Origin of the sequence: Bacteroides sp. AF29-11 (genome assembly GCF_003602895.1) — a bacterium.
In the GTDB taxonomy this organism is placed as follows: Bacteria; Bacteroidota; Bacteroidia; order Bacteroidales; family Bacteroidaceae; genus Bacteroides; species Bacteroides uniformis.
In genome coordinates this window covers 297,892-318,107 of record NZ_QTLY01000008.1, presented here as the reverse complement: position 1 = coordinate 318,107, position 20,216 = coordinate 297,892, and the positions used below count along the sequence as shown (strand labels likewise).

The window sequence follows — 20,216 nt, the reverse complement described above, 5'->3', positions numbered from 1 at the left end:
GCCTCCGTGTCTGATAAGGATACGGAGGCTTTGTTCGTTTTTGGCGGTCTCATAAACTTTTCTTATATTTGCGCCGAACTAATTTTATATCAACGTTTAAAGCAAATTGAAAGTATGAAGACTAAAGTTTTATTGGCTGCCGTTGCGGTAGCGTTTTCTTTCGCAGTGACATCTTGTGGCAACAAAAAGGCTGCAGATTCTAATGCAACTGAGGCAGATTCTTGCTGTGCTGCAAAAACAGAACAAGTATGTGACTCTGCAAAGGCATGTTGCCAGGCTGCTGATTCAGCAGCGTGTCTTAAGGCTGCATGTGATGGTGCCAAGTGTGACAAACCTTGTGAGAAGAAGTAATTCAGAACTTGTATTGAACTGAAGAATAAGGAAAGGCGTACCTTGAGGTACGCCTTTTTTTGTGATATATTTCAGCGATAAATGAATACAAACTTATAAAATGATATTTTTTATCGGAAAAAAGTAACGAATTTGTTTGTGTGGTACGAAATAATATCTACCTTTGCAACGTCAAAACAAAAAAGAAGATGATTCAGAACTTTACATATATTCTACTGTGTGGTATTATTATTCTACTGGCAAAGTTTAGTGGAAGTGAGTGCTGTGCGTGAATATATATGTAAGATGCAATGATATATGAAGCCTTTCTCACTTCCAAGTGTGAAAGGCTTTTTTTATGGAACATAAATTAAATACAATAAAGCAATGAGTGACAAATTATTTATTTTCGACACAACGCTCCGCGATGGCGAGCAGGTTCCGGGATGCCAATTGAATACAGTGGAAAAGATTCAGGTAGCCAGACAACTGGAAGCCCTGGGGGTGGACGTGATTGAAGCCGGATTTCCGATTTCAAGTCCGGGAGATTTCAATTCGGTCATTGAGATATCAAAAGCTGTGACATGGCCCACCATCTGTGCCTTGACACGTGCCGTACAGAAAGATATTGATGTGGCAGCAGAGGCTTTGCAATTTGCCAAGCATAAACGTATCCATACTGGCATCGGTACATCTGACTCGCACATTAAATATAAATTCAATTCCAATCGCGAGGAAATAATAGAGCGTGCAGTGGCTGCCGTAAAGTATGCACGTAAGTATGTGGATGATGTAGAGTTCTATGCCGAAGATGCAGGCCGAACGGATAATGAATATTTGGCACGGGTGGTAGAAGCTGTTATCAAGGCAGGTGCGACTGTGGTGAATATTCCCGATACAACGGGGTATTGCTTGCCTGATGAGTATGGCGCGAAGATAAGATATCTGATGGAACATGTCAACGGTATTCATAATGCCATTATTTCTACTCATTGCCACAATGACTTGGGCATGGCTACTGCCAATACAATGGCTGGCGTACTGAATGGTGCCCGCCAGGTGGAGGTAACCATCAATGGTATTGGTGAACGTGCCGGCAATACTTCTCTTGAGGAAGTGGCGATGATTATCAAATGTCACAAGGACATAGAAATCGAGACCAACATCAATACACAGAAGATTTATCCAACCAGCCGTATGGTGTCCAGTCTGATGAACATGCCGGTGCAGCCCAACAAGGCTATTGTAGGTCGCAATGCTTTTGCCCATTCGTCGGGTATTCACCAGGATGGTGTGTTGAAGAATGTACAGACTTACGAAATCATTGACCCGCATGATGTGGGTATTGATGATAATTCCATCGTATTGACAGCCCGTAGCGGACGTGCAGCCTTGAAGAATCGTTTGTCGATATTGGGAGTACAGCTGGATCAGGAGAAGCTGGACAAAGTGTATGAAGAGTTCTTGAAACTTGCCGATAAGAAGAAAGATATCAATGATGACGACATTCTGGTATTGGCAGGGGCAAATCGTACGCAGAACCACCGTATCAAACTGGAATATCTCCAGGTGACCAGTGGGGTGGGGGTTCGTTCGGTTGCCAGTTTGGGATTGAACATCTCCGGTGAGAAGTTTGAAGCCGCTGCCAGTGGAAACGGTCCGGTAGATGCCGCTATCAAGGCTTTGAAGAAGATTATCGACCGCCATATGACATTGAAGGAATTCACCATCCAGGCTATTAGCAAGGGTAGCGACGATATGGGTAAGGTACATATGCAGGTGGAATACGATAATCATATTTATTATGGGTTCGGTGCCAATACGGATATTATCGCGGCATCAGTGGAAGCGTACATCGACTGTATCAATAAGTTCAAGATGTGATTTTAATCGTAAATTGTAAATAGCTAAATTGTACATAAAGAGATGAATACATTATTTGATAAAATCTGGGATGCCCATGTGGTACAGAAAGTGGAAGACGGTCCCACACAGCTTTATATTGACCGGCTTTATTGTCATGAAGTAACCAGCCCGCAAGCCTTTTCGGGATTGCGCGAACGTGGAATCAAGTGTTTCCGTCCGGAAAAGATTTTCTGTATGCCCGACCATAACACGCCGACGCATGACCAGGACAAGCCGATTGAAGACCCGGTTTCAAAGACTCAGGTAGATACACTGGCCAAGAATGCGGAAGAGTTTGGATTGGCCCATTTCGGCATGATGGACAAGAAGAACGGAATTATCCATGTAGTAGGCCCGGAACGCGGGCTGACCCTGCCTGGCATGACCATTGTCTGCGGTGACTCGCATACTTCCACCCACGGGGCGATGGGAGCAGTGGCTTTCGGTATCGGTACGAGTGAAGTGGAAATGGTAATGGCCTCGCAATGTATCCTTCAGACCCGTCCTAAGACAATGCGCATCACTGTCGACGGCAAACTTGGCAAGGGAGTGACGGCAAAAGATGTAGCATTGTATATGATGTCGAAGATGACGACCAGCGGCGCTACGGGATATTTCGTGGAATATGCCGGAGAAGCTGTGCGTGGTCTGACTATGGAAGGGCGTCTGACCTTGTGCAATCTGAGTATAGAGATGGGTGCCCGCGGCGGTATGGTTGCTCCGGATGAGACCACTTTCGAGTATATTAAAGGACGCGAATATGCTCCGAAGGGTGAGGCATGGGACAAGGCATTGGCCTATTGGAAAACATTGAAGAGTGATGAGGATGCAGTGTTCGACAAGGAAGTCCGTTTTGCTGCCGAAGATATTGAACCGATGATTACATACGGTACCAACCCGGGCATGGGTATGGGTATCACACAACATATTCCTACTACCGAAGGCATGGGAGAAGCTGCCCGGACCTCTTTCATGAAGTCTATTAGCTATATGGGTTTCCAACCGGGAGAACCTTTGCTGGGTAAGAAGGTTGACTATGTGTTTTTGGGTGCCTGCACCAATGGACGCATTGAGGATTTCCGTGCATTTGCCTCCATTGTGAAAGGCCGTCGGAAAGCCGAGAATGTAGTGGCATGGCTGGTTCCGGGCTCCTGGATGGTAGATGCACAGATTCGCGAAGAGGGACTGGACAAGATTTTGGAAGAGGCCGGTTTTGCCATTCGCCAACCGGGTTGTTCTGCTTGCCTGGCAATGAACGACGATAAGGTGCCTGCCGGAAAGTATGCAGTGTCTACCAGTAACCGTAATTTTGAAGGACGCCAAGGACCGGGTTCCCGAACACTGCTTGCCAGCCCGCTTGTAGCTGCAGCAGCGGCAGTGACTGGAGTAATTACTGACCCGAGAACGCTGATTTGATGTACGATTGGACGATTTACGATTAAAATTACTTCGTAAATCAAACATCGTTCAACAAAGGTAAATCAAGAGTATTTTCAATCGTAAAATCGTAAATAAAAAGATGAAGACAAAATTTGATAGATTAACCAGTACCTGTGTGCCTCTTCCATTAGAGAATGTGGATACAGACCAGATAATCCCTGCACGTTTCCTGAAAGCTACTACCCGTGAGGAAAAGTTCTTCGGAGATAATTTATTCCGCGATTGGCGCTATCATCCGGACGGTTCTCTGAACAAGGACTTTGTTTTGAACGACCCCACTTACGGCGGGCAGATTCTGGTGGCGGGAAAGAACTTCGGTTCCGGTTCCAGCCGTGAGCATGCTGCATGGGCCATTGCCGGTTACGGTTTCCGCGTGGTGGTATCGAGTTTCTTTGCCGATATACACAAGAACAATGAACTGAACAACTTTGTGCTTCCGGTGGTGGTAAGTGAGCCGTTCCTGAAAGAGTTGTTCGACTCTATCTCTGCCAATCCGAAGATGGAAGTGGAAGTGAATCTGCCCGAACAGACCATCACCAACAAAGCTACGGGCAAGATCGAACATTTTGAAATCAATGCCTACAAGAAACATTGCCTGATGAATGGCTTGGATGACATCGATTTTCTGGTTGAGAATAAAGATAAGATAGAAGCTTGGGAGAATAAAAATGAAGCATAATCATCCGAAGATAGAAATCATGGACACTACGCTCCGCGACGGTGAACAGACCAGCGGAGTCTCCTTTGTGCCCCATGAGAAGCTGATGATTGCCCGTTTGTTACTGGAGGAATTGAAGGTAGACCGGGTGGAGGTGGCTTCTGCGCGGGTATCCGAAGGAGAGTTTGATGCCGTAAAAATGATTTGTGACTGGGCGGCACGCCGTAATCTGTTGCCAAGAGTAGAAGTGCTTGGCTTTGTAGATGGCCACACGTCGGTGGACTGGATACATGCGACCGGTTGCCGTGTCATCAATCTGCTGTGCAAAGGCTCGCTGAAGCATTGCACCTACCAGTTGAAGAAGACTCCCGAAGAGCATATCGAGGATATTCTGTCCGTAGTGGATTACGCCAACGAGCAGGATATGGTAGTGAATGTCTATCTGGAAGACTGGAGCAACGGCATGAAAGATTCTCCGGAATATGTGTTCCGTCTGATGGACGCCTTGAAGCAGACCAATATCCGCCGCTATATGTTGCCTGACACGTTGGGCGTATTGAACCCGCTGCAGGTCATCGAGTTCATGCGCAAGATGGTGAAACGCTATCCGCATGCCCATTTTGACTTCCATGCCCACAATGACTATGACCTTGCCGTGAGCAATGTGCTTGCCGCCGTACTTAGCGGTTGCAAGGGACTGCATACTACCATTAACGGCCTGGGCGAACGCGCCGGCAATGCTCCGCTTGCCAGTGTGCAGGCTATCCTGAAAGACCACTTCAATGCCATTACCAACATTGACGAAAGCCGCCTGAACGACGTAAGCCGTGTGGTGGAGTCCTACTCGGGCATCGTCATTCCCGCCAATAAACCGATTGTTGGCGAGAATGTATTTACCCAAGTGGCAGGCGTCCATGCCGACGGTGACAATAAAAGTAACCTCTACTGCAACGACCTCCTGCCCGAACGCTTTGGTCGCAAGCGAGAGTATGCCCTGGGCAAGAACAGCGGTAAAGCCAATATCCGGAAGAATCTGGAGGACTTGGGGTTACAACTGGATGAAGATGCCATGCGCAAAGTGACCGAACGCATCATTGAGTTGGGCGACAAGAAAGAGCTGGTGACGCAAGAAGACCTGCCCTATATCGTTTCGGACGTACTGAAGCACGGAATGGCAGAAGAACGCGTCAGCCTTAAGAGCTATATTGTGAATCTGGCGTATGGATTGAAGCCGATGGCTACGTTGAAGATAGAAATTAACGGAAAGGAATATGAGGAAAGTTCCAGTGGAGATGGCCAGTATGATGCTTTTGTGCGCGCCTTGCGCAAGATATATAAAGTGACACTGGGTCGTAAGTTCCCGATGCTGACGAACTATGCCGTGACCATTCCTCCCGGTGGGCGTACCGATGCCTTTGTGCAGACGGTTATTACCTGGAGTTTTGAAGATACGATATTCCGTACACGCGGATTGGACGCAGACCAGACGGAAGCAGCCATCAAGGCGACGGTGAAGATGCTGAATATCATAGAAGACGAATACGAATCATAAAAAATGGATCTCATGGAGAAAAAGAAATCGTTTTTTGAGAGGCGTCCTTATGTATGCTATGCGTTGTATGCAGGCTTGCTTTTTGCTTTCAACCTCTTTCTGCGTTGGTGGAGCGGCGAGTTGGATGCGGACGAGTATCTTATGTCAGCCATCAATACCCTTATATTGACAGCTGGTTTTGTGTGGGGTGACCGGTATCGCCGCAAGAATCTTGCAAACAAAAAGAAGATAGATGAACTTTTAAATAATAAAGAAAACAATGGATTTTAAAATTGCAGTGTTGGCCGGTGACGGTATCGGCCCCGAAATCTCTACCGTAGGCGTGGATGTGATGACTGCCGTGTGTGAGAAGTTCGGACATAAAGTGAACTATGAATATGCCATCTGCGGTGCAGACGCGATAGACAAGGTGGGTGACCCGTTTCCCGAAGCCACTTATGAGGCTTGTAAAAATGCGGATGCTGTATTGTTCTCTGCCGTAGGTGACCCGAAATTCGACAATGACCCTACTGCCAAAGTGCGTCCCGAGCAGGGCTTGCTGGCTATGCGCAAGAAACTGGGACTGTTTGCCAACATCCGTCCCGTGCAGACCTTCAAATGTCTGCTCCATAAGTCTCCCCTTCGTGCGGAACTGGTGGATGGCGCCGATTTCCTTTGCATCCGCGAATTGACCGGTGGCATGTACTTCGGTGAGAAATACCAGGACAATGACAAGGCGTATGATACGAACATGTATACCCGTCCTGAGATTGAGCGTATCCTGAAAGTCGGATTTGAATATGCCATGAAACGCAGTAAACATCTTACGGTGGTGGATAAAGCCAATGTGCTTGCCTCTTCCCGTCTTTGGAGACAGATTGCCCAGGAGATGGCACCGCAGTACCCCGAGGTGACAACCGACTATATGTTTGTGGACAACGCCGCCATGAAGATGATTCAAGAGCCGAAATTCTTTGACGTAATGGTTACGGAAAATACGTTTGGTGATATTTTGACGGACGAGGGTTCCTGCATCAGTGGCTCTATGGGATTGCTGCCTTCTGCTTCTACGGGAGAGAGCACGCCGGTATTCGAACCTATCCATGGTTCCTGGCCGCAGGCGAAAGGCTTGAATATAGCCAATCCGCTGGCGCAAATTTTGTCTGTAGCCATGCTTTTCGAATACTTCGACCTGAAAGAGGAGGGGGCGTTGATTCGTAAGGCAGTTGATGCTTCACTCGATGCGAATGTACGTACACCGGAGATTCAAGTAGAAGGTGGCGACAAATACGGTACCAAGGAAGTGGGCGCGTGGATTGTAGACTATCTTAAGAAGTCTTGATAACAGTGTCTCATTACCGTTCTGTTCATCAGTAACTTCTCACTGCAAAGTTCTGCAAACCTTTTGCAGTGTCACTGCAAAGCTGTTACAGTTGCGCTGCAAAGCAGTTGCAGTACCACTGCAAACCTATTTGCAGTAACGCTGCAGCTCGTTTGCAGTACTACTGCAAAAAGCATGCACCATCTTTGCAGTGGGAAGTCGCTGATTGTCAGATATGGTTCTTCCTCCTCATCCTGCCTTCTTCAATCGTTTCATATCCTTTCATCCTCTTTATTCGTGTTAAGCTTTGATAGATGGCAGTATAATCTTTCCTTTCCCGCACGGTTTATTTCTTGGAATTTCCATATCTTTGTCAGCATATCCATGTTACATAAGTGTGTACGGGAAGAATGTATTAGACAGTGAGATTATGGCGAAAATTGCAAAGAACCTGACGGAGTTGATTGGGCATACTCCTTTGATGGAATTGGCTGAATACAGTCGTAAATACGGATTGAAAAGAAATATTGTGGCTAAGCTGGAATCTTTTAATCCGGCGGGAAGCGTGAAGGACCGTGTGGCATTTGCCATGATTGAGGATGCCGAGGCACGTGGGGCTTTGAAACCCGGAGCCACGATTATTGAACCTACCAGTGGCAATACCGGCGTGGGACTGGCGATGGTAGCAACCATCAAGGGATATCATTTGATATTGACCATGCCGGAGACCATGAGTGTGGAACGCCGTAATCTGTTGAAAGCCTTGGGTGCGGAGATTGTACTGACCGACGGACTGGCAGGTATGGCCGGCTCCATTGCCAAAGCGAAAGAATTGCGGGATGCGATACCTGGTGCGGTTATTCTGCAGCAGTTTGAGAATCCCTCCAATGCCAAGGCTCATGAACATACTACGGGGGAAGAAATCTGGACGGACACGGATGGTAAAGTGACTGTTTTTGTTGCCGGTGTGGGTACGGGCGGTACGGTCTGTGGAGTGGCGCGTGCCTTGAAGAAACATAATCCGGATGTCTATGTTGTGGCTGTAGAACCGGCCTCCTCTCCGGTTCTGGAAGGAGGGGAAGACGCACCGCACCGCATCCAGGGGATTGGGGCCAATTTTATTCCTTCCATTTATGATGCTTCTGTAGTAGACGAGATTATTCCGGTGCCCGATGACGAGGCCATTCGTGGAGGACGAGAGCTGGCTTCTACGGAAGGCTTGCTGGCGGGCATCTCATCCGGTGCGGCGGTATATGCGGCACGGTTGCTGGCCGAACGCCCTGAATTTGCGGATAAAATGATTGTTGCCCTACTGCCCGATACGGGGGAACGCTATTTGTCAACAGAACTGTTCGCTTTCGATACCTATCCTTTGGAATAAATACTGAACTATTATATGAAGAAACTTATTTTTTCTTTCTTCTTGTGTGGAGCCACGATGTTCCCTGCCTTTTCACAAACCTATCAGGAACTGAGCGAACGTGCGGTTGCAGCCACGGAGCAAGACAGCTTGTCATTGGCCGAAAAATACATTGAACAAGCTTTGAAAATGGAGCCCGCCAATCCTCATAACGCTTTGCTGTTCTCCAACTTGGGTACGATACAACGTCGGCAGCACCGGTATGAGCAGGCTCTTGACTCGTATACTCTGGCATTGAACATTGCTCCGCGTGCCATACCCGCCCTGATGAATCGTGCCGCTCTTTATCTAGAGTTGGGAAAGGATGACTTGGCCCGGATAGACTATTCTTTGGTGCTGGATATAGAGAGCGATAATCAGGAAGCCTTGCTGATGCGTGCCTATATCTATATGCGGCAGCGCAACTATAATTTTGCAAAGTCTGATTATGAACGTCTGCTGAAACTTGCCCCCCAGAGTTACAATGGCCGTCTGGGGTTGGCTACACTGGAGCAGAAGGAGGGCAAATATGAAGCGGCGCTTTCGATATTGAATGCCATGATTGCAGAAAAAGGAGGAGAAGCTACCCGGCTGACTACCCAGCAATATGCCGTACTTTACGTAGCACGTGCGGGTGTAGAGCAGGATATGAAACATGTGGACCTGGCCATGATGGACTTGGAAGAAGCCATCAAGCTGGATGCTTCGCAGACAGAAGCCTACTTGATACGGGGGCAAATTTACCTTTCTCAAAAGAAAAAGGAGTTGGCAAAACGTGACTTCGAAAAAGCCATTTCGCTTGGCGTGCCGCAAGGTGACCTTAGGGATTTACTGTTACAGTGTAAATAATATTCAACTGTATTTCCGTATCAGTTCCACAAACTCTTTTCCGTATTTCTTCTTTTTATATTCACCGATACCGCTGATATTACCAAATTCTTCTATGGTAGTGGGGCGGGAGGCGCTGAGTAGGTGGAGCACTTTGTCGGACAGTACGATATAGGCAGGAAGTGCTTCCTGGTCGGCAAGGCGTTTGCGGAGAGTGCGGAGAGCCTCGAAAAGTTCCCCACTTTCTGTATTGGGCAATCCCAATGGCAATTCTTTGGTTGGAACTGTAGCCTTGCGTTTACGGCCTCTTGTAGCTTGTACAGCTTCCTCGCGGCGGATGGTGACAAGCAGGGCGCGTGCTCTGCCAAACAAGACATCTGTTCCGCTTTGAGTAATTTTCAGATGGTCGTTTTCATTGTAGGCTATTTCGAAATAGCCGAGTTGCAACATTTGCAGCAGGTAGTCATGCCAATCTCTGGCAGGTACTTCACGCCCGGCTCCAAAGGTCTTAAGGCGATGGTATCCCCTTTCTGTAACTTCAGAACTCATGTTTCCTCGGAGGATGTCCACTAAAATACCGGTTCCTATCTGTTGCTCGGAACGCGCGATTGCACTAAGTGCCTTTTGTACGATTATTGTACCATCGAAACGTTCGGGGGGATTTTTGCATACATCACAGTTTCCACAGTCGCAGGTCGTATTTTCACCGAAATAGCTTAACAGAATGCGGCGGCGGCAGATATCTGCTTCCGCATATTGCTGCATGCGTTGCAGTTTTTCCAGGTTGATGCTTTGTTGTCCGCTGTCCGTTGCGAATTTAGTGAGCAGAATGAGGTCGGCCAGTGAATAGAACAAAAGGGTGTCACTGGGCATTCCGTCTCGTCCGGCACGTCCTATTTCTTGATAGAAACTTTCAATGCTTTTGGGCAAATTGTAATGAATTACCCAGCGCACATTGCTTTTGTCAATTCCCATTCCAAAGGCAATGGTGGCGCATACCGCTTGCACGCGGTCGTTGATGAAGTCGTCTTGTGCTTCATCTCTTCGTGCCGACGACAGTCCGGCATGATAGACTGCTGACTTTATCCCTTGTTTTTGAAGCATTTGTGCCACTGTTTCAGTCTTGCTGCGGCTCATGCAATAAATGATGCCGCTCTCTCCCGGATGGCGGGCGATGAAGTCGAGGATGGCTTTGCTTTTTTCCTTCTGCTGGTAACCTCTTTTTACGGTGAGACTCAGGTTGGGACGGTCGAAAGATGAAATGAAAATTCTCGGTTGGTTGAGGTGTAGCTGTTTAATAATATCTTCACGGGTTATTTTATCGGCTGTGGCAGTAAGTGCAATGATGGGAACCTGGGGAAACAGTTGGTGAAGGATGTCCATCTGTGTATATTCCGGACGGAAATCGTGTCCCCATTGTGAGATGCAGTGAGCTTCATCAATGGCGAAAAGGGAAATATGCATATCCCTTAACAGATAGTTGGCTTCCGCCAATAATTTTTCAGGAGAAATATATAGCAGTTTCAGCTTGCCTTCCATGCATGCACGTCGTAGGGAAGCATTCTCTGTTTCATCATTATTGCTGTTCAGTGCACCGGCCGCGATACCGTTTGCACAGAGCGTTTCCACTTGGTCCTTCATCAAGGAAATGAGCGGAGAAACCACTACCGCCGTGCCTTCACTCAATAGGGCGGGAAGTTGGTAGCAGATGGATTTTCCACCTCCCGTAGGCATCAGTACCAATGCGTCTTTACGGTCCATCAGATGGCGTATGATGTCTTCTTGTAAGGGGCGGAAACTGTCGTAACCGAAATATGTCTTGAGCGTTTGTAGCATAATCTGGCAGTATGGATTTCTTCCGGCAAAGGTACACTAATTATTGCATATACTACAAATGGAAAGTCATCAAGATTTTGTATCATATGAGTTTCTGCAAAAGGTTAAAGTTTCTTATTAATGGCTGAATTGACCTACTTTTCAACCTTTTTCGTTGTTTATTTATCAAAAATATATACGGGAAAAGTTGTGTATTAAAAAAAAATGTCTGACTTTTGTAAAGTCTAAGGGGCTAACCCTTTGGCTTTTCCGATTTTAAACAACCCTAACCAGTTAATTCAATGAGTGATTTAGAAAACAATGCCCAGGAAAAAGGAACGAAGAAACGTCCTTATAACCTGCGCGAAAAGAAAGAAAAGGATGCTGCCTACCGTTCTTTGATAAGGCCGGAATTGGCAGATGAGTTGTATGACAAGATATTGAATATCGTTGTTGTACAAAAGAAGTACAGAGATGCTGATTATTCCGCTAAGGATTTGGCGAAAGAATTGCAGACCAATACTCGCTATTTGTCTGCAGTGGTGAATTCACGCTTCGGCATGAACTATTCTTGCCTGCTGAATGAATATAGAGTAAAAGAAGCGCAGCATTTGTTGACAGACAAAAGATATGCTGACAAGAATGTAGAGGAGATCAGTACGATGGTCGGCTTTGCAAACCGTCAGTCTTTTTATGCTGCTTTCTATAAAAATGTAGGTGAGACTCCTAATGGATATCGTAAAAGACACGCAGAAAAAGAAGCTAAGAAGAAATAATTCTGTATGACTGAATGAATAAAAAGGAAATATTCCGGAACAGTTGTTTCGGGATACTTCCTTTTCTTCTTTTTTAATACCAATCTATATACTCCCGACACATGAAGAAACAACTAATTTCTATGGTGACTGCCCTTTCTCTATTGACGGCTTGTGGCGGAAATCCGAAAACAACTGCTGAGGCAGAAAAAATTGACTATACAGTGGAACAATTTGCAGATTTACAGATTTTACGTTACCGCGTACCAGGTTTTGAGGATTTGTCCCTCAAACAAAAAGAATTGGTTTATTATTTGACGGAAGCGGCTTTGCAGGGCAGAGACATTCTTTTCGACCAGAATGGCAAGTATAACCTGACGATTCGCCGGATGCTGGAAGCTGTCTATACCGGCTATAAGGGAGATAAGAATACTCCTGATTTCAAGGCTATGGAAGTGTACCTCAAGCGGGTATGGTTCTCTAACGGCATTCATCATCACTATGGTAGCGAAAAGTTCGTTCCGGGATTTACTCCCGAATTCTTCAGGCAGGCTGTACAGAGTGTGGATGCAGCTACATTGCCGCTTGCCGAAGGACAGACTGTGGAACAACTGTGCGAGGAAGTGTTCCCCGTTATTTTCGACCCCACGGTGATGCCCAAACGGGTGAACCAAGCTGCCGGTGAAGATTTGGTTTTGACTTCCGCATGCAATTATTACGATGGCGTGACGCAGCAGGAGGCCGAAGATTTCTATAATGCCTTGAAGAATCCGCAGGATGAAACTCCCGTTTCCTATGGTTTGAATAGCCGTTTGGTGAAAGAGGATGGCAAGATTCAGGAGAAAGTATGGAAAGTGGGGGGCTTGTATGGACAGGCACTTGAAAAGATTGTCTACTGGCTGAAGAAGGCAGAAGGAGTTGCCGAGACTCCCGAGCAGAAGGCGGTGATAGCCAAACTGATGGAATTCTATGAAACCGGCGATTTGAAGACATTCGATGAATATGCCATTTTGTGGGTGAAGGATTTGAACTCACGCATTGACTTTGTGAACGGTTTTACCGAAAGTTATGGTGACCCGCTCGGCATGAAGGCAAGCTGGGAATCTCTGGTGAATTTTAAAGATTTGGAAGCTACCCAGCGTACAGAGTTGATAAGCGGCAATGCACAGTGGTTTGAGGACCATTCGCCGGTAGACGGACAATTCAAGAAGGAGAAAGTGAAAGGGGTGTCTGCCAAGGTAATCACGGCGGCTATTCTGGCCGGTGACTTGTATCCTGCAACTGCTATCGGCATCAACCTGCCCAATGCCAACTGGATACGTAGCCATCATGGTTCGAAATCCGTTACAATCGGTAACATTACAGATGCTTATAACAAGGCAGCTCATGGCAACGGGTTCAATGAGAAGTTTGTGTACAGTGATGCAGAGCTTCAACTGATTGATAAGTACGCAGATGTGACAGATGAACTGCATACTGACCTGCATGAATGTTTGGGACATGGTTCCGGTAAATTGCTCCCGGGTGTGGACCCGGATGCGTTGAAGGCATATGGTTCTACTATCGAAGAAGCGCGCGCCGACTTGTTCGGACTCTACTACGTGGCCGACCCGAAGCTGGTGGAACTGGGGCTTACTCCAAGTGCGGATGCTTATAAGGCTCAATACTACACCTATCTGATGAATGGTTTGATGACACAGCTTGTACGTATCGAGCCTGGTAACAATGTAGAAGAAGCCCATATGCGCAACCGTCAGCTCATAGCCCGCTGGGTGTACGAGAAAGGTGCGGCGGAGAAGGTTGTGGAATTGGTAAAGAAGGATGGGAAGACGTACGTCGTGATAAACGATTATGAGAAAGTGCGTGACTTGTTTGGCCGGTTGCTTGCCGAGATACAGCGTATCAAGTCCACCGGTGACTATGCCGGTGCCCATGATTTGGTGGAAGCCTATGCCGTGAAAGTCGATCCCGCTTTGCATGCCGAAGTGCTGGAACGCTACAAGAAGCTGAATCTTGCGCCGTATAAGGGTTTCGTCAATCCCAAGTATGAAGCGGTGACGGATGCCGACGGTACTATAACAGATGTGACAGTGACTTATGATGAAGGTTATGCGGAACAGATGTTGCGTTATAGCAAAGACTATTCTACATTGCCTTCTGTCAATAAATGATGAACTATGATAGATACTAAAGAGCAGCTGCATCAGCGGCTGAAAGATATAAAGACACAGCTCCGTCTCTCAATGAACGGGGCTGTGTCCCAAAGTATGCGTGAGAAAGGGCTGGTATATAAGCTGAACTTTGGCGTGGAGCTGCCCCGTATCAAGGGTATTGCTACCGGTTACGAGAAGGACCACTCTCTGGCTCAGGCTTTGTGGAAAGAAGATATCAGAGAGTGCAAAATATTGGCGGGACTTTTACAGCCGGTAGAGAGTTTCCTGCCCGAGATAGCCGATATCTGGGTGGAAGATATCCGTAATATCGAGATTGCAGAACTTACCAGCATGAATTTATTCCAACATCTTCCTTATGCGCCTGCCAAGTCCTTCCATTGGATTGCAAGCGAGGACGAATACACGCAGGTTTGCGGCTTCCTCACCATAGCCCGTCTATTGATGAAGAAAGGGGATATGAACGAACGGGTTGAAAATGAGTTCCTCGACCAGGCAATAACGGCTTTTTTGTCGGGCTCCTACCATGTACGCAATGCAGCCATGACTGCCATCCGCCGCTTTATGCAGCAAAATGAGGAAAATTCTTTTCAAGTTTGCCGCAGGGTGGAGGGTATGGACAATTCTTCTTCTGATGTAGAACAATTACTATACAATCTTGTAAAAGAGGAGGTTTGTTAGATTAGTTCTATGGTTATAGAGACTGATGCGGTAAGGGAATATTTCCCTTATCGCAATTTTTATCTCTTTCTCGTTTGCTTTCCACAAAAAAGGATTAACTTTGTTGGCTGTAAAACTGCGCCGTCAAATGGAAAGTCAGAATGTGAAAGATACAGTTAGGCAGATATTCACTGAATATCTGAATGCGAACGGGCATCGGAAGACTCCCGAACGTTATGCTATACTTGACACCATTTACTCCATAGACGGTCATTTTGATATCGACACGCTCTATTCACTGATGGCCGACCAGGAGAACTTCCGCGTCAGCCGTGCAACGCTTTACAATACCATCATTTTGCTTATAAATGCTCGTCTGGTCATCAAGCATCAGTTCGGCAACTCTTCCCAATACGAAAAATCTTATAATCGCGATACGCACCATCACCAGATATGCACCCAGTGCGGAAAGGTGACCGAGTTTCAGAACGAGGAGTTGCAGCATGCCATTGAGAATACCAAACTGAGCCGTTTTAATCTTACGCACTATTCCTTATATATGTATGGGTTGTGCAGCAAGTGTGACCGGGCCAATAAACGGAAGAAAAAGAATAATAACCATAAAAAAGAAAAATGAAAGTAGACGTATTATTAGGATTACAATGGGGCGACGAAGGCAAAGGCAAAGTCGTTGATGTGTTAACTCCGAGATACGATGTCGTAGCTCGTTTCCAGGGCGGACCGAATGCCGGACATACACTCGAGTTTGAAGGGCAGAAGTATGTGCTCCGTTCCATTCCGTCTGGAATATTCCAGGGGGACAAGGTGAATATCATCGGTAACGGTGTAGTGCTTGACCCGGCTCTCTTCAAAGCGGAAGCCGAATCTTTGGAAGCGTCTGGCCATAACTTGAAGGAACGCTTGCACATTTCCAAGAAAGCGCACCTCATTCTGCCGACTCACCGCATACTGGATGCTGCATACGAAGCTGCCAAAGGCGATGCAAAGGTAGGAACGACCGGAAAAGGCATCGGACCGACTTACACGGATAAAATCAGCCGTAACGGTGTGCGTGTAGGCGACATTCTGCATGACTTTGACAAGAAGTATGCAGCGGCCAAGGCCCGTCATGAGCAAATCTTGAAAGGCTTGAACTATGAGTATGACATTACCGAAATGGAGAAGGCATGGTTCGAAGGTATCGAATACTTGAAACAGTTCCAGTTGGTGGATAGCGAACACGAGATGAACAATCTGCTGGCTGCCGGCAAGTCTGTATTGTGCGAAGGTGCACAGGGGACAATGCTGGACATTGATTTCGGTTCTTATCCGTTTGTAACGTCTTCTAATACGGTCTGTGCAGGTGCTTGTACCGGTCTGGGTATTGCTCCCAACAAGATTGGTGAGGTATATGGGATTTTCAAAGCCTATTGTACGCGTGTAGGTGCCGGTCCGTTCCCGACGGAACTCTTCGACAAGACCGGTGACCAGATTTGCACGCTGGGTCATGAGTTCGGTTCTGTGACAGGACGTAAGCGCCGTTGTGGCTGGATTGACCTGGTAGCATTGAAATATGCCATTATGGTAGACGGGGTTACCAAACTGATTATGATGAAGAGCGATGTGCTCGATTCTTTTGAAACCATTAAGGCTTGTGTAGCTTACAAGATGGATGGGGAAGAGATTGATTACTTCCCGTTCGATATCAACGAGACTATTGAACCGGTTTATGTAGAGCTACCCGGTTGGCAGACGGATATGACCAAGATGCAGAGTGAAGATGAGTTCCCGGAAGAATTCAATGCATACTTGTCATTCCTGGAAGAACAGCTTGGTGTGCCCATCAAGATTGTTTCCCTGGGACCGGACCGTGAGCAGACCATCGAACGCTATACAGAGGAATAATAAAACAAACAGATAACCTTAGGCACGGATTACACGGATTTCGCGGCTTCATCTGAAGAACCGTGGGTGTCCGGATAATCCGTGCCTTTTTTATTTATTGCCATGAAAACACGTCTTTTGTCTTTTTTACTGCTGTTGCTCCTTGTGCCCTCCGCACAGTCGCAGACTTATCAGCCGACGGAGGAAAATCTGAAATCCCGTCAGGAGTTTCGGGATGGCCGTTTCGGTATTTTCCTGCATTGGGGGATATACAGCATGCTGGCTACCGGAGAATGGACCATGACGAACAAGAATCTGAATTATAAGGAGTATGCCAAGTTGGCGGGCGGCTTTTATCCTTCCAAGTTCGATGCGGCCAAATGGGTAGCGTCCATCAAGGCATCCGGGGCAAAGTACATCTGCTTCACATCCCGGCATCACGATGGCTTTTCCATGTTCCACACACGCTTTTCCGATTACAATATTGTGGATGCCACCCCTTTCAAGCGGGATATTCTGAAAGAATTGGCGGACGAGTGCCACAAGCAAGGTATTCGTCTGCATCTCTACTATTCGCACATCGACTGGTATCGCGAAGATGCTCCGTGGGGACGCACCGGACGTGGAACGGGACGGCCGAATCCGAAGGGCGACTGGAACAGCTACTATAAATTCATGAACAACCAGCTGACCGAGTTGCTCACCAATTATGGAAAAATAGGTGCCATCTGGTTTGATGGCTGGTGGGACCAGGACCAGAATCCGGATTTTGATTGGCAACTGCCCGGGCAATATGCCATGATACACCGCCTGCAACCGGCTTGCCTGGTTGGGAACAACCATCATCAAGTACCGTTTGTCGGCGAGGACATCCAGATATTCGAGCGCGACCTGCCGGGAGAGAACCGTGCCGGTCTTTCCGGACAGGATATCAGCGCCTTGCCCCTTGAAACCTGCGAGACGATGAATGGAATGTGGGGATATAAGATTACGGACCAGGATTATAAATCCACCAAAACGCTGATACATTACCTGGTGAAGGCTGCGGGTAAAGATGCCAATCTGCTGATGAATATCGGTCCTCAGCCGGACGGTGAGCTGCCTGCTGTTGCATTGGAGCGTCTGGCAGAAGTAGGGGAATGGATGAAGGTATACGGTAAAACCATCTACGGAACCCGTGGCGGCTGCATTGTTCCGCATCCTTGGGGAGTCACTACACAAAGAGAAAATAAATTATACGTGCATATTCTCGAATTGCAGGATAAGGCTCTCTTCCTGCCGTTGGAAGGCAAGAAAGTGAGGAAGGCAGTGGGGTATGCCGACCGTCTTCCAGTGAAGTTCCGTAAGTGTGAAGGAGGGGTGATGCTTTACTTGCCGGAGGTTCCGACGGATATCGATAAAGTGATAGAGGTGGAGATTGAAAAATAAATTATAAATCAGAAATCTTTAATTCTTCCTAAAAGATAAAGGAAACGCTGGCATTGCTCACCGTTTCCTTTTATTTTTGGCAGACTATTTGTTATACAATAAGAAACGACTGATTTATTCACAATTTAAAGAAAGAAAATTATGGGAACAGGAATGATAGGAATGCAATGGATTATTTTTATCGGTATTGCCGTCGTCAGCTGGCTGGTACAGATGAATCTTCAGAACAAATTCAAGAAGTACTCTAAAATCCCTACCGGCAACGGAATGACGGGAGCAGACGTGGCCTTGAAGATGCTGCACGACAATGGCATCTACGATGTGACTGTGACGCATACTCCCGGACATCTGACCGACCATTATAATCCTGCCAATAAGACAGTAAACCTGAGTGAGAGTGTTTATAGCAGTAACAGCATCATGGCTGCTGCCGTTGCAGCCCACGAATGTGGTCACGCCGTGCAGCATGCACGCGCATATGCTCCGTTGACAATGCGCAGCAAGCTGGTGCCGGTGGTGTCTTTTGCTTCACAATGGATGACGTGGTTGCTGCTGGCAGGTATCTTGATGCTGAACTCCTTCCCACAACTGTTGCTGGCGGGCATTATATTGTTTGCATTGACAACTTTGTTCAGCTTCATCACCTTACCGGTGGAAATCAATGCAAGTAAGCGTGCGCTGGTATGGCTCAGCAACTCCGGCATTACGAATTCATATAATCATGCGCAAGCGGAAGATGCACTCCGTTCGGCTGCCTATACGTATGTAGTGGCTGCTCTCGGTTCGCTTGCTACCTTGATTTATTATATCATGATATTCCTGGGACGCAGAGATTAAACACATGATGCAGACATAAAAAACAGATGATGTGTCTCTGCCGGATGTATCATCTGTTTTTTTATTCCTGATAGGGCGACTGCCAGAACCAGGTATCGTCATTGACCACGTACTTGGCTTGGAAGAAGTTTTCTGCATTAGGGTCTGAGGGGCAAAGCAGTACATCGTCTGCTTTTATGCTATAGAGATTCTTGGCCATATAGCTGTCTAAATAATATTCTTTGGTAATCTTCTGCTGGTTGTTCCAGTTGGCTTCTTCATTTAGGATTACCGGACGACCGTCTCGCAGGCGTTCGCGCACTTCTTGCACACTTAGCATGATGCCGTTTTCATCCATCACCCAGGCATTGTTGGTGGGGTCTATCCATATCCATTTATCCAAGGTATTGGAATAAACTACGTTAATGGAATGGCATTCGCCGATGTATTTTTGAGGTAATCCGCTGATGTGGCGTGCCTTAAATCCCATGGACAGATAACAATCCTTCAGTACATGGGCAAGACCTCCGCAATGCAGACCTCGCGCACCGCCTTTGCAAGCTTCTGCCCATTTGATGATGTTGCTGCCTGCCGGACTTTCATGGTTTCCGTCATGTTTTATGGTATTGTGTATATAAGTCAGTATGTTCTTTATTTTTGATAATTCGTCGCCTGCGCCTGCCACACTGTCCAACTTGAAGTATTGGCGTACCTCTACTAAATACTTGTTGTTGGGATTGATGTATTCGAAGCGGGGGAGTGTATCAGGGCGCTCATTGTGGGTGTATCCCGGTGCTTTTTGAAGTATGTCGAGGTAGTCACCCACTTCCTTCACTTTGGCAAGCACTGCCTTGAAGCGTTTATCGCTGCGCAGGTTGTCTAAGTCGGTATCATTCATCATGTGGTTGTAATCTTGAAATCCATTGTCGTAGGCCAGTTCTAAATTTTTGATGGCTTCACCTTTTTTCTTTAACAAGGATTGGAAGCAGGCTAAATTGTAGTAATAGGACTGTATGAGCCAGCTGTACTTTTTCTGAGTGTTCTCGTCTTGTTCTTTGAACAGAGTTATCAAAGCCTTACCGTTCTTTTCGGCTTCTTTATAGTTTTTCTCATTGACGGCTTGTTGCAGCTTTTGTACGATGGCTTCTTCTTTTTGGTCGAAGTCTTTGGCGTTGCCGGATTGTGCCCGGCTAACACCGATGCCGCATAGCAACAACATGCAGAATAAAATCAGTCTCTCTTTCATAAATGTGTAAGTTTGAAGTTTGTTTTGGT

18 protein-coding genes are annotated in these 20,216 nt (G+C 46.9%); 16 read left to right on the top strand and 2 right to left on the bottom strand.

Annotation, left to right across the window (positions count from 1 at the left end; genetic code table 11):
• Nucleotides 1–114 precede the first annotated feature (114 nt).
• From DWZ03_RS15410 to DWZ03_RS15370, 9 genes are all read left to right on the top strand, one after another.
• A complete protein-coding gene (locus DWZ03_RS15410; RefSeq protein WP_120130381.1) occupies nt 115–351 on the top strand; it encodes a hypothetical protein in 237 nt (78 codons plus the stop codon).
• 366 nt (nt 352–717) lie between these two features.
• On the top strand, nt 718–2,214 hold the full coding sequence (locus tag DWZ03_RS15405; RefSeq protein WP_005835565.1) for a 2-isopropylmalate synthase: 1,497 nt from the start codon (nt 718–720) through the stop codon (nt 2,212–2,214).
• 42 nt (nt 2,215–2,256) lie between these two features.
• The gene (leuC, locus tag DWZ03_RS15400; protein WP_016273151.1) at nt 2,257–3,651 is read left to right on the top strand and encodes a 3-isopropylmalate dehydratase large subunit; all 1,395 of its coding nucleotides are present in this window, start codon (nt 2,257–2,259) and stop codon (nt 3,649–3,651) included.
• 103 nt (nt 3,652–3,754) lie between these two features.
• Complete coding sequence (leuD, locus tag DWZ03_RS15395; protein WP_120130372.1) at nt 3,755–4,354, top strand: 3-isopropylmalate dehydratase small subunit; 600 nt, start codon at nt 3,755–3,757, stop codon at nt 4,352–4,354.
• Nucleotides 4,344–5,885 (top strand): alpha-isopropylmalate synthase regulatory domain-containing protein, encoded by a 1,542-nt coding sequence (locus DWZ03_RS15390; RefSeq protein WP_035457864.1) that lies wholly within the window; start codon nt 4,344–4,346, stop codon nt 5,883–5,885. Before leuD ends, DWZ03_RS15390 begins: the two co-directional genes overlap by 11 nt.
• Nucleotides 5,886–5,897: 12 nt before the next feature.
• Nucleotides 5,898–6,155, top strand: coding sequence for a hypothetical protein (locus tag DWZ03_RS15385; protein WP_005835569.1), 258 nt, complete (start codon nt 5,898–5,900; stop codon nt 6,153–6,155).
• Nucleotides 6,145–7,206 carry a 3-isopropylmalate dehydrogenase gene (leuB, locus tag DWZ03_RS15380; protein ID WP_005835570.1) on the top strand — a complete coding sequence of 354 codons (1,062 nt, stop codon included), beginning with the start codon at nt 6,145–6,147 and terminating at the stop codon, nt 7,204–7,206. Before DWZ03_RS15385 ends, leuB begins: the two co-directional genes overlap by 11 nt.
• 409 nt (nt 7,207–7,615) lie before the next feature.
• Nucleotides 7,616–8,566, top strand: coding sequence for a cysteine synthase A (cysK, locus tag DWZ03_RS15375; protein WP_035449638.1), 951 nt, complete (start codon nt 7,616–7,618; stop codon nt 8,564–8,566).
• A 15-nt stretch (nt 8,567–8,581) separates the two neighbouring features.
• A complete protein-coding gene (locus tag DWZ03_RS15370; protein ID WP_005826199.1) occupies nt 8,582–9,433 on the top strand; it encodes a tetratricopeptide repeat protein in 852 nt (283 codons plus the stop codon).
• A 3-nt stretch (nt 9,434–9,436) separates the two neighbouring features.
• Here the strand turns inward: DWZ03_RS15370 and recQ are convergent, their stop codons facing one another.
• Entirely contained in the window at nt 9,437–11,248 is a 1,812-nt protein-coding gene (gene recQ / locus DWZ03_RS15365; protein ID WP_120130371.1) for a DNA helicase RecQ, read from the bottom strand.
• A gap of 281 nt (nt 11,249–11,529) precedes the next feature.
• On the opposite strand from recQ, the gene DWZ03_RS15360 reads away from it, so the two are divergent.
• From DWZ03_RS15360 to DWZ03_RS15330, 7 genes are all read left to right on the top strand, one after another.
• Nucleotides 11,530–12,003, top strand: coding sequence for a helix-turn-helix domain-containing protein (locus tag DWZ03_RS15360; RefSeq protein WP_005826207.1), 474 nt, complete (start codon nt 11,530–11,532; stop codon nt 12,001–12,003).
• 101 nt (nt 12,004–12,104) lie between these two features.
• On the top strand, nt 12,105–14,153 hold the full coding sequence (locus DWZ03_RS15355) for a dipeptidyl-peptidase 3 family protein (RefSeq protein WP_120130370.1): 2,049 nt from the start codon (nt 12,105–12,107) through the stop codon (nt 14,151–14,153).
• A gap of 6 nt (nt 14,154–14,159) precedes the next feature.
• Entirely contained in the window at nt 14,160–14,834 is a 675-nt protein-coding gene (locus DWZ03_RS15350) for a DNA alkylation repair protein (RefSeq protein WP_120130369.1), read from the top strand.
• A gap of 127 nt (nt 14,835–14,961) precedes the next feature.
• Nucleotides 14,962–15,450, top strand: a complete 489-nt coding sequence (locus DWZ03_RS15345; RefSeq protein ID WP_005835580.1) for a Fur family transcriptional regulator — start codon at nt 14,962–14,964, stop codon at nt 15,448–15,450.
• Nucleotides 15,447–16,718, top strand: coding sequence for an adenylosuccinate synthase (locus tag DWZ03_RS15340; protein ID WP_009036529.1), 1,272 nt, complete (start codon nt 15,447–15,449; stop codon nt 16,716–16,718). Before DWZ03_RS15345 ends, DWZ03_RS15340 begins: the two co-directional genes overlap by 4 nt.
• A 102-nt stretch (nt 16,719–16,820) precedes the next feature.
• A complete protein-coding gene (locus tag DWZ03_RS15335) occupies nt 16,821–18,125 on the top strand; it encodes an alpha-L-fucosidase (RefSeq protein WP_120130380.1) in 1,305 nt (434 codons plus the stop codon).
• 141 nt (nt 18,126–18,266) lie between these two features.
• Nucleotides 18,267–18,962: a zinc metallopeptidase gene (locus DWZ03_RS15330; RefSeq protein ID WP_016273159.1), complete on the top strand. Its 696-nt coding sequence runs from the start codon at nt 18,267–18,269 to the stop codon at nt 18,960–18,962.
• A 61-nt stretch (nt 18,963–19,023) separates the two neighbouring features.
• Here DWZ03_RS15330 and DWZ03_RS15325 read toward each other — a convergent pair whose 3' ends face one another.
• The gene (locus tag DWZ03_RS15325) at nt 19,024–20,187 is read right to left on the bottom strand and encodes a TPR end-of-group domain-containing protein (RefSeq protein ID WP_229078301.1); all 1,164 of its coding nucleotides are present in this window, start codon (nt 20,185–20,187) and stop codon (nt 19,024–19,026) included.
• Between the last annotated feature and the right edge of the window lie 29 nt (nt 20,188–20,216).

Excerpts from the sequence above, each read along its gene's own strand:
- DWZ03_RS15410 (WP_120130381.1), top strand. The coding sequence starts at position 115 with ATGAAGACTAAAGTTTTATTGGCTGCCGTTGCGGTAGCGTTTTCTTTC.
- DWZ03_RS15405 (WP_005835565.1), top strand. The coding sequence starts at position 718 with ATGAGTGACAAATTATTTATTTTCGACACAACGCTCCGCGATGGCGAG.
- leuC (WP_016273151.1), top strand. The coding sequence starts at position 2,257 with ATGAATACATTATTTGATAAAATCTGGGATGCCCATGTGGTACAGAAA.
- leuD (WP_120130372.1), top strand. The coding sequence starts at position 3,755 with ATGAAGACAAAATTTGATAGATTAACCAGTACCTGTGTGCCTCTTCCA.
- DWZ03_RS15390 (WP_035457864.1), top strand. The coding sequence starts at position 4,344 with ATGAAGCATAATCATCCGAAGATAGAAATCATGGACACTACGCTCCGC.
- DWZ03_RS15385 (WP_005835569.1), top strand. The coding sequence starts at position 5,898 with ATGGAGAAAAAGAAATCGTTTTTTGAGAGGCGTCCTTATGTATGCTAT.
- leuB (WP_005835570.1), top strand. The coding sequence starts at position 6,145 with ATGGATTTTAAAATTGCAGTGTTGGCCGGTGACGGTATCGGCCCCGAA.
- cysK (WP_035449638.1), top strand. The coding sequence starts at position 7,616 with ATGGCGAAAATTGCAAAGAACCTGACGGAGTTGATTGGGCATACTCCT.
- DWZ03_RS15370 (WP_005826199.1), top strand. The coding sequence starts at position 8,582 with ATGAAGAAACTTATTTTTTCTTTCTTCTTGTGTGGAGCCACGATGTTC.
- recQ (WP_120130371.1), bottom strand. The coding sequence starts at position 11,248 with ATGCTACAAACGCTCAAGACATATTTCGGTTACGACAGTTTCCGCCCC.
- DWZ03_RS15360 (WP_005826207.1), top strand. The coding sequence starts at position 11,530 with ATGAGTGATTTAGAAAACAATGCCCAGGAAAAAGGAACGAAGAAACGT.
- DWZ03_RS15355 (WP_120130370.1), top strand. The coding sequence starts at position 12,105 with ATGAAGAAACAACTAATTTCTATGGTGACTGCCCTTTCTCTATTGACG.
- DWZ03_RS15350 (WP_120130369.1), top strand. The coding sequence starts at position 14,160 with ATGATAGATACTAAAGAGCAGCTGCATCAGCGGCTGAAAGATATAAAG.
- DWZ03_RS15345 (WP_005835580.1), top strand. The coding sequence starts at position 14,962 with ATGGAAAGTCAGAATGTGAAAGATACAGTTAGGCAGATATTCACTGAA.
- DWZ03_RS15340 (WP_009036529.1), top strand. The coding sequence starts at position 15,447 with ATGAAAGTAGACGTATTATTAGGATTACAATGGGGCGACGAAGGCAAA.
- DWZ03_RS15335 (WP_120130380.1), top strand. The coding sequence starts at position 16,821 with ATGAAAACACGTCTTTTGTCTTTTTTACTGCTGTTGCTCCTTGTGCCC.
- DWZ03_RS15330 (WP_016273159.1), top strand. The coding sequence starts at position 18,267 with ATGGGAACAGGAATGATAGGAATGCAATGGATTATTTTTATCGGTATT.
- DWZ03_RS15325 (WP_229078301.1), bottom strand. The coding sequence starts at position 20,187 with ATGAAAGAGAGACTGATTTTATTCTGCATGTTGTTGCTATGCGGCATC.